Genomic DNA, 9,530 nt, shown 5'->3' with positions numbered 1-9,530 from the left:
AAATCTCGTTACCGGTAACATAAATACAAATAAATTTCACTTCATATCTGATGTCTTATATTTAATTGATATTGCAAAACCAAAATAATCACTGCTAGATCAATAAAACAGAACGTTTAACTGATTTGAAATTCTTTTGAAAAACAAATATAAAAAGAAAAGTACGTTGTTAGATATTGTAAGCGGTATCGAAATAATCCACTTATCTCTATTATCTTAATATAAGGTTTCTACATCAAGGCCGAAAATCCTCCTTATATAGTCATCTTTTCAAAAAAGTTTTTTAAATACTAACACCATATAATTGTTTCAAATAATAAAACCTTTTCTTGTACTGCTGAAACAATGCTTTGTACTCTTGGGCTTGTTCTTTAATGGGCAGTATCTCTCTTTCATCTTTTACCATGGCTTGATATGCTTTTTGGGCATCTTCAAACATTCCTATTCCTAATCCGGCTAGCATAGCTGCTCCTACACAGGCAGCATCGGAGATTTCCGGAATGATGATGGGTACTCCTGTTATGTTGGCAATTATTTGGGTCCATAGTTTGCTATTGGTAGCCCCTCCCAGCATTTTAAGTTTGTTAATGGTTACGTCTTTTTCTTTTAACGCTTCAAGTATCCAGTTTGCTTCGAAGGCTACTCCTTCCATTATTGCCCTGGCGATATGGTATCTATCATGGCTTAAATCCAAACCTAATATTGTAGCCCTGTTATCCGAAGACCATGTAGGGCATCCTGAACCTAAAAAATGAGGATAAAACATCAAGCCATCGGCACCTATGCCTTTTTGACCTGCTTTTTTGTTTATGTTCTGATAACTTTCCAGTTGGTCTCCATCATCCTGTTTTATCAAGTTAGCTATGTTTTTTCTGAACCATTCCATGGATATTCCTCCGGTTCCTACCGTTGACATAGCACCATATTTATCTTTTACTACATGGTAACCTGGAGAAAAGTAAGCTTTCGTATCAAATAACAGTTGGTCAAATATTCCTATAACAGCCCAAGCAGTGCCTGTGGCCAACAGAACATCACCTTTGTTTACGGCACCTGCTCCTAGTGCTACGCAATATTGATCATGTCCACCGCTTATCACTTTAACATTTGCGGGCAATCCTAGTTGTTCTGCTGCTGCTTTAGTCAGGTTACCTATTATTTCTCCAGAGCTGTTAAGGTCTGCCAGTTCTGTCTGGTCTATTTCTATTTCCTCTAGTATTTCTTTGTTCCATTCCCGTTTCTCTAAGTCTGCAAGATGTGTAATGCCAGCATTGGTTAGGTCTATAACGTATTCCCCGGTAAGCTTATAGTTGATGAAATCGATAGTAGATAAAAATTTATGGGTGTTTTTGAAAATCTCCGGCTGATTGTCTTTGACCCATTTGATTTGGGCTAAATTCAAGCCGCTGGACAATCTCCAGCCTGTTTTTTTGTAAAAGTAATCTTTGGGTTTGCCCTTTCTTAGGTCTTTCCCTTGTTGGACTGCTCTTTTATCCATCCATACTATAGCCCTTCTCAAAGGGTTGCAGTTTTGGTCTACTGGGACCATGCTGCCGCCTTGGGAAGATAACGAGATGGCTTTTATTCTGTCTTTGTTTTCTACTTTATACATACATTCTCTGACAGTATATACTACTGCATCCCACCAGTCTTGGGCATCTTGTTCAACGTAATTTAGTTCTTCGCTGTATGTATCATACCCTTTGTAGGAAGAAGAAATGATATTCCCTTGTTCATTTATTATCATGGTCTTGGTTCCAGTAGTGCCCACATCTATCCCTATCAATAATTGCATATCCTATCCCCCCTTCCTTTTATAGGTTTTAATATTTTTGTTTGCTACTATTAATATATTGTTGATTTATAAAAATACACCTCTATATTGCTAACGTCTATTTTTTTAACTTTTCATAAAGCATGGCAGCTATTGATATATCCAAGCAGCCCATTCCTACAATGCTCATTACTATTCTTTCCTTGTTATCCTCTCTTCCTTTTATCTTTCCGCTCATTATCTGTGTTATCTCCCCATGAACATTCTCTTTGGCTAATTTTCCGCTTTCGAATAATTTTACAAATTCTCCTCTGTGATAATGCTGTCCTAATTGGTCTACCACTATTTTGTCACAACCAAGCACTAATTTTTCATCTAGTTCTTGAAATGAACCTATTGTTGAAACAAGAGCTCCCTCTTTAACCCATTCGTTTTTTACCAAGGGTGCATCCGCTGTGGTGGCTGTCACTATGATATCCGAGTCTCTAACTCCCTTTTCATTTTCCGTGAAAGTTTTTATTGGAGTAGTTGTGATTTGCTTTAATTTTTCTGCAAAATCCTTCATGTTTTGTTGGTTTAAGTCACATAATCTTATTTCATCAAACTCAAAAGTCTCTAATAAACATTCTAGAGTAGAGAATCCCTGGACGCCACAGCCTATAATTGTAACTATTTTAGGCTGTTCTACAGCTAAATATTTTGCCGCTACCGCTGTTTGAGCACCGGTTCTTATATCTGAAATCCAGTCCCCGAATAATAGTGCCCGCATAAGACCTGTTTGAGGATCATTGATTAATATTTTAGCTTTAATATAGGGTAATCCTTTTTTAGGATTGTTTATGAATCCCCCTACCCACTTTATACCTACCGTATCACAGGGCTCTATATAAGCTGGCATTGAATTCATCCAATTTGGTACATTCAAACCACTCATATCAAGGGTTAATTTGGATGGCATTATTATTTTGCCCTGAGCATACCATTTATAGGTTTCCTCTATTCTGTCTATTACTTCTTTTACTGATAAATTTTCCTTAATCAAATCTTCGTTTAGAACCATTATTTCCTCTTTCATTTTTAGTCCCCCTATAAATTTACAAATTCTAAATTATTTGATAAAAAATTATAAATTATATTTTTTTACAGCATCTTCAGGGCTTAAACCTGATTTTACCACTTCACACAATGCCTTTTGGTATGCTTGAGGGTCAGGTCGTTGTATTGCGTTCCTGCCAAATACTACTCCTTTGGCTCCTTTTTCTATCTCTTCTTTAGCTAATATCAAGGAATCGATGGGGTCAGGTGTGGTGTGACCTCCTAGGCCGAATACAGGTATTGGACAGCCTTCTATCACTTCTTCAAATTTGTATGTGTAGAAGGTTTTTATCATGTCTGCTCCTAGTTCTGCCAATATTCTAGTTCCTCTTAACACTGCATCGTGCATTTCTTCTTTGCTCAGGTTGTCGCTATCATTGGGGAAGCATTCGCCTATTACAGGTATGCCTAGCTGTCTACACTCTGAGGCCATTTTTGCAAACAGTTCTACATTTTCTACGTCTGTTCTCTCGCTGCCAGTCTTGGTGGTTAGGGATATCAATGCTATCTCTGCACCTAAGGCTACTGCGTCTTGGGGTGAGAAGGCTTTTACGGTGTATGCTTTCTCATAGCCCCATTCAAAGCAGAATACTGTGCTCCAGTTCAGGCGCACTATAGGGATGGGTGCTCCTTTGTAGTCGAAGGCGTGTTTGCAGTTTTTGAGCATGCCTGGGCTTAAGAGTATTCCATCTACAGCAGGGTCTATCTTTTTTATTGTTTCAGGCAGGTCTTCCATTTCAGGAATAGGACCATCCATATACCCATGGTCTACAGCTATTATAACTGCATTTTCACCTTTGGACAGTAGTTTTTCCATTCTTATATCTCTTCCTGACATTGACATATCCATCTCTCCTTTTTGATTTTTTGAATTTTGGTTTGATTTAGATTTATTAATTTATTTAAATAACAGCAATGATGGAAAATATACTACCTAGTTTTTCTTGCTGTCAAACAAATCGTCCCTTGCATTCCCCGTACCCGGTTACGGAAAATGCAAAAAATTATTGTCATTTAATATAATAAGGATTCAATATGTTTTCCTGTCTTTTCATGTTTCCCTGCATTATAATATCTAATCTTGTATACATACGTTTATAGTCAGGCAATTGATTATCAATTAAAAAATTATACAAAAGTTTTATAGAAAAATAGCCTTGGGCAAAGGGATCCTGACTTATAGTGGCCTGTATAATGTCTTTTTCTATCAGCTCTTCGACTCCCTCCCATATCTCATGCCCTATTAATACTACATCTTTCAGCTTTGAACTACTCTTTACTATATTACCTATTTGATATAATGATGCTCCATCCACGTCATATATACCTGATAAATCCGGTATACTTTCCAGTATGTTTTTGATGATTTTAATGTTATGGGATTGGCTTTTTATAAAATCATAATTATAGTTAGCTACAATATCAATATCAGGATATTCATCATTTATAACTTTTGCAAAGCCTTTTGATCTTTCTTCATAAGTTAAGGATTCTAACACACCGTTTATTACCACTACATTTCCTTTTCCCCTCAGGAATTTACCCATCAGCTCTCCTGCCACTTTTCCACTCTGAAATATATGAGGGCCTACATAGAATTTTCTAGCATCAACATCTATATCATCATTTATGGTAACTACAGTGATGCCTTTAGAATCCAAATCAATGATCTTCTCTTTTAATTTGCTGCTATTCAAAGGAACCATAACAATTGCATCGACCTTTTGCTCGACTAACTTATCTATAAGAATAATCATCTGTTCTGGACTTCTAAGCTCATCCATTTTATGGATAATCACTTGTATGCCAAAATCGTTTAGCTCTTCTTCAGCTTTTTTAATTCCTTTTTCTACCTCACCCCAATAAAAAGAGGGAATGCCTCTGAGCACAACTCCTATTTTTTTACTGTTCTTCAATGCAAGGGATCGTGCAACCTTATTAGGTCTATAATCCAATTTCTTTACAATATCCATAATGGTTTGTTTAGTTTCTTGATTTATATCCCCTTTATTGTTGATCGCTCTATATACCGTCGCTTTAGAAACCCCTGCTTTATCAGCAATATCCTGTAGTGTTAGTTTTTTTCCCATTTCGTTCTCCTAGTTATATTTTCCGTTACCGTTTTCGGTATGTTTAATATATTCTACATTTTTTTTAAAAATCCTTCTTTTTTTTATATTTTTTATTTTAGTTCTAATACACATAAAATAATAATAAATAAAAACCCGATAGCTTAACATCATTTATCCATTCTATACTCTTGGATAACCAATGACGCTAATCTACCGGATTAATAAACAATTTTTATTGAATTATAATAACTCACGGTTCCTGCCGATATTTTAAATACTTTAAAATATCGATGCTTCATTTATCAAATCTTTCAGCCTTTAATCCGGGAATATATTTACATGCCTCTTCCAGCACATCACCGCAATGGTCATAAATACAAGAACAGTGATGGATATAAGGCCCCTCCATCAGTTTCCTTTCCCAACTTGCCCAATCAGGTACCTCCATCCATGTATATATCTCCCTTGTCTTTGGTCCGGGTATTGTCCTGCCTTGCCCTATACCCAGTCTATATTCCCCTGTATCTCCATCAAAACGACAACATGTTAAAGGTCCATCTTTCAGCTTGAACTGCAAACTTGTAGGAGGTAAACCTTTTAAAATCCAAGGAGGCAATATTTGCACTTTGTCATATTGAGGATCCTTCAATGATAACGGAGCAGATGCATGCCATAATAGTATTCCATTATCATTCTCCGGATGACGCACTGTATATTCAGGGAAAAAGCTTGGCTCATCTACTGCTGCAGCTGCTTCTAACAATACAGAGCTTATTGCACCATGAATATCTGATTCTGCTGCTACAGGAACTTTTTCCTGAACCAACACATCCCCTAATCCATTACCTTCCCCTAGTTCTTCTGGTATAGAATCAAAACTTTTTATTGAAAAAACATCTATATTTTCATCTTCTTTTATCTTTAAAATTTCATCCCTCATAGCTAAACTATTTATCAATCCCTCATCATTTTTTAACATATCAGTTATTAACCATTTTTTTATATCAACCAGTTCTTCCTGGTATTTTGTTCTATCTTTTTTGGCGCGTTTTTTTGTGTTTGCAATAAATTCAAAAATATCTACTGGGAGTACCTGTATCCCAAATTTCTCAAGAAGCTCACTTTCATTATCTATCGTTGTCCAAAAAAAATCTACTCTAGTACCAATTTGGGCTATTTTCATATTGCGCATTGATTTTGCCACGTTTGCCGCCCTCAAAAATAATGAAACTCCATCTTTAAACTCGGCATCATCTATACTGCAATTCTCAATATAGGTAAAAGGGACATTTAATTTATAGAGTACCTTGCTGCTGGCAAACATACCACATAGAGAATCTCTCAATCTTGATCCATCTTGAAGAGGTGCTTCATCGCGAGGTCCCCATAATAGTACAGGCACCCCCAATAATTTTCCTATCATACCTGCTGCACCTTCGGTGCCAAAGTTGCAATGAGGAATAAATAATGCATCGATATTCTGTTGTTTAAAATATGACACTACTGGTTCTACATGTTTTTGATCTCTTACCATACCATCAGGTAATACTGTATCGATAGTACAATAATTCACATTCCATTCATCCAATTTTTTAAATATAGCCTTCTTCTGACGTACTGCATCCTCATGGGAAAAAACAAATTTTCCGATAGGGCAAACTCCTAAATTTATACTCTTTTTCATTTCCATATTTCATTCTCCTTATAATAAAATAATTCATAATCCCTTTATAGCCTCATTTAATCTCGCCTGTAGTTTCTCTTATTATAAGTTGAGGCTGTAAAACCACATGTTGTATTGCACTGTTCTTCTTGCCTATTTTATCCAACAAAATCCTGGTAGCAATTTCCCCCATCTCATTGAGGGGTTGGGAAATTGTAGTAAGAGGTCTATATAAATAAGAAGAAACATTTATATTATCCAATCCAATTATTGATATATCTCCAGGAATTTTTAAGTTTCTTTCATATATTGCCTTCATGGCCCCAATGGCAACATTATCATAAGAGGCAAAAACTGCGGTAGGTAATTCCTCCAAGTCTAACAGCTCACTCATTCTCTCATACCCACCCTCTTCAAATCTTTCTTCTCCCAATCTTATTAAATCATCATGGACGGATATATTGTTTTTGTTAAGAGTATCGATATATGGCTTTAGCCTTAACTTGGACTGCATATCTCCTATATAAGCTATCCTCCTATGCCCTAATTTTATTAAATACTCAATAGCGATGGATACTCCCTTATAATCATCCGTCTTTATATAATCATAATGTTCAGTCATATTCTCCGTAGCTACTTGAATAACAGGTATATTATTATGTCTTTTAAATCTTACTAAAACCTCCTTTATGCTATCATCCTGGCTGGTAATGATTATTATTCCATCTACGTTTTTTTTAGCAAATAACTTTAGAAAATGGGCTTCATCTTCAGATTTAAAATTGGTCAATCCTATAATTATGGTATATCCATCTTTCTTAAGCTTATTTTCCATAGTATTAACTATTTCAGCGTAATAATTGCTATTGATCTCCGGACATATAACTCCTATAGTTTTAGTATCTTTGCATTTTGTCAATCGCTTTCTAGGAAAATAATTAAGTTGTTCTGCAATTTTCATAATACTTTGTTTCGTCTCTTCATTTATCTCCGGACTATCATTTAAAGCTCTGGATACTGTTGATACATTTACTTTTGCTATTTCTGCTATATCCTTTAACGTAGCACTCATAAAGTCAACTCCTATTAGTAATGTTTTCGGAAAGTTTCGATAATTGTTTTGAAATTCCTATTTGTATTCTACCTTTTCTTATCAATTTATTCTTTTTATTCAGATCAAAGCCTGAATCCCAAAATCTAATAAAGGTGCTACATAACGGCCTTCGAAACTTTCGTAATTATTTTATGCAAATTTCTATATGTTATATTCTACATATCTTTTAAAAATCCTTCTTTTTTATATTATTTTAATAATAATATAAAAAAGCAAATAGAACATATAATCTAATATGCCCTATTTGCTCAAATCTTTAATATTTCCTCTATGTCTCTCTATTAACTCTCTACGGCAAAATCCTCGTCATGAGAAACCTGATCAGTCATTTATTTTGTCTGGTTCAAAAGTTTAACAGCAGTATCTACCAACATATCTCCAGTCTCATGGGTGAGAAGAGATGTGTCTGTTTCATAACCGCCCTCCAAGTATGCCTCTTCGTTATATGCATAACCAGGCATGCATCCATTTGCCAGTTCAACAACAAATGTCTTTTCAAAGGGTGACTTTTCTTGGATAGCAAGACCAAAGTCTACAAATACTTCTCCCTGCAAACCTACTATTCTAGCATCCCCTATACCTAATACCTGCACTTCGGCAGGTGTCTCGTCCTCCAACAAATCTATCTTGTTGCCTTTATCCATAGCTAATGTATAGCCTAATAAATCTTCAGCACCTAAAACAACTAAATTTGCATTTTGAACTTCTATATAAGATCCGCCTGCTGCTTTTATCTTTTCATAATTTTCCTTTGCCTCTTTCACTGCCTTTTCAGCTTCTGGAACAGAAGGCAATTCCCTTATATGGATATCTACTTCAGTGGATTTTACAACAAGATCCACATCTGACGAAAGCTCCATGGATTCCAATACCTTATCAGCTTCAGCCCCTATAGTTCTACCAAACCTTTCAGCTTCTTCAAAAGTCTGTCCGTTCCTGAAATATCGTGTGCTCTGGTCTCCTGATGTGCCTTGAGCAAAAAGAAATACCATGCCAGGTTTTTTCTCTTCAAAATATTTTCGTATATAACCAGGATAATCAGCGGTAACAACTGTACTGTCAGCATGGATTAAAGTAGGATGTAGAGCATATTTAACCATACATGCCCTCCAATTGCCTTTATCGTCTTGTACTCCTATAGTCCAAACTTCAGGATCTGCAAGTCCTTCAGGGTCTCTACGATTTCCGCCTATTCCTTTCTCCTTACCGCAGACTCCCTTTTCTATTCCTATCTTTGCATCAAAAGTATTATTATAGGCTTCCAGTGCAATCTTTTCTATTTTATCATTCAGTCCTTTTACATATTCCTCGTCCACTGTCAATCCTGCTTCTAATGCATCTAAATCAAGTCTTCCTGATGCCCAAGGTCCAGAGTGGGTATGAGAACAAGAGATCATTATATTTTCCTTAGGAATACTGGTCTTCTGTGAAATTCTCTCTCTGCTCTCTTTGACATATTTTTTGGAATACATAAGTATATCCAGAGTAATAAGAAGTATTTCATTTTCTCCATTATTAAGATATATACAACCTGCGTATAAAGGATCGTGAACACCAGTATTGTGCCTCAGATAATGAGGATATCCAGCTAATTCAATACCTTCCTTAGGTGATATATCTACAGCTGCTGCTCCTGCTTTTAGTGATTTCTTCATAATAATCCTCCAATCATATTTTTGATTTATTTAATAATATTAATAATTAACAAATTTTGAATACCAATCTGGATATATTTAATACATTAATAAAACAATAACCTTATTTTCCTATACTCTTATACAATCAATATCCAGTATTTGGGCCAACTCTTCT

General features: G+C 35.5%; 7 protein-coding genes. All 7 read right to left on the bottom strand.

From position 1 onward, the window contains the following. Nucleotides 1-283: 283 nt before the first annotated feature. The 7 genes from PHP06_09455 to PHP06_09425 all read right to left on the bottom strand — a co-directional run bounded on the left by PHP06_09455 (nucleotide 284) and on the right by PHP06_09425 (nucleotide 9,373). Nucleotides 284-1,795: an FGGY family carbohydrate kinase gene (locus PHP06_09455; GenBank protein MDD3840779.1), complete on the bottom strand. Its 1,512-nt coding sequence runs from the start codon at nucleotides 1,793-1,795 to the stop codon at nucleotides 284-286. A gap of 97 nt (nucleotides 1,796-1,892) precedes the next feature. Then, entirely contained in the window at nucleotides 1,893-2,849 is a 957-nt protein-coding gene (locus PHP06_09450; GenBank protein ID MDD3840778.1) for an ornithine cyclodeaminase family protein, read from the bottom strand. A 48-nt stretch (nucleotides 2,850-2,897) separates the two neighbouring features. Then, nucleotides 2,898-3,713 carry a hypothetical protein gene (locus PHP06_09445; GenBank protein MDD3840777.1) on the bottom strand — a complete coding sequence of 272 codons (816 nt, stop codon included), beginning with the start codon at nucleotides 3,711-3,713 and terminating at the stop codon, nucleotides 2,898-2,900. Between the two features lie 166 nt (nucleotides 3,714-3,879). Then, complete coding sequence (locus PHP06_09440; GenBank protein ID MDD3840776.1) at nucleotides 3,880-4,959, bottom strand: substrate-binding domain-containing protein; 1,080 nt, start codon at nucleotides 4,957-4,959, stop codon at nucleotides 3,880-3,882. 277 nt (nucleotides 4,960-5,236) lie between these two features. Continuing rightward, nucleotides 5,237-6,631 (bottom strand): fucose isomerase, encoded by a 1,395-nt coding sequence (locus tag PHP06_09435; GenBank protein MDD3840775.1) that lies wholly within the window; start codon nucleotides 6,629-6,631, stop codon nucleotides 5,237-5,239. Between the two features lie 46 nt (nucleotides 6,632-6,677). Further along, the gene (locus PHP06_09430) at nucleotides 6,678-7,676 is read right to left on the bottom strand and encodes a LacI family DNA-binding transcriptional regulator (GenBank protein MDD3840774.1); all 999 of its coding nucleotides are present in this window, start codon (nucleotides 7,674-7,676) and stop codon (nucleotides 6,678-6,680) included. A 371-nt stretch (nucleotides 7,677-8,047) separates the two neighbouring features. After that, on the bottom strand, nucleotides 8,048-9,373 hold the full coding sequence (locus PHP06_09425; protein ID MDD3840773.1) for a hypothetical protein: 1,326 nt from the start codon (nucleotides 9,371-9,373) through the stop codon (nucleotides 8,048-8,050). Nucleotides 9,374-9,530 lie beyond the last annotated feature (157 nt).

The sequence above is a fragment of the Clostridia bacterium genome (genome assembly GCA_028698525.1).
In the GTDB taxonomy this organism is placed as follows: domain Bacteria; phylum Bacillota; class Clostridia; order JAQVDB01; family JAQVDB01; genus JAQVDB01.
The sequence above is the reverse complement of the archived record's forward strand: the minus strand, read 5'-3'. Positions and strand labels throughout refer to the sequence as shown.

Excerpts from the sequence above, each read along its gene's own strand:
- PHP06_09435 (MDD3840775.1), bottom strand. The coding sequence starts at position 6,631 with ATGGAAATGAAAAAGAGTATAAATTTAGGAGTTTGCCCTATCGGAAAA.
- PHP06_09440 (MDD3840776.1), bottom strand. The coding sequence starts at position 4,959 with ATGGGAAAAAAACTAACACTACAGGATATTGCTGATAAAGCAGGGGTT.
- PHP06_09455 (MDD3840779.1), bottom strand. The coding sequence starts at position 1,795 with ATGCAATTATTGATAGGGATAGATGTGGGCACTACTGGAACCAAGACC.
- PHP06_09430 (MDD3840774.1), bottom strand. The coding sequence starts at position 7,676 with ATGAGTGCTACGTTAAAGGATATAGCAGAAATAGCAAAAGTAAATGTA.
- PHP06_09450 (MDD3840778.1), bottom strand. The coding sequence starts at position 2,849 with ATGAAAGAGGAAATAATGGTTCTAAACGAAGATTTGATTAAGGAAAAT.
- PHP06_09425 (MDD3840773.1), bottom strand. The coding sequence starts at position 9,373 with ATGAAGAAATCACTAAAAGCAGGAGCAGCAGCTGTAGATATATCACCT.
- PHP06_09445 (MDD3840777.1), bottom strand. The coding sequence starts at position 3,713 with ATGTCAATGTCAGGAAGAGATATAAGAATGGAAAAACTACTGTCCAAA.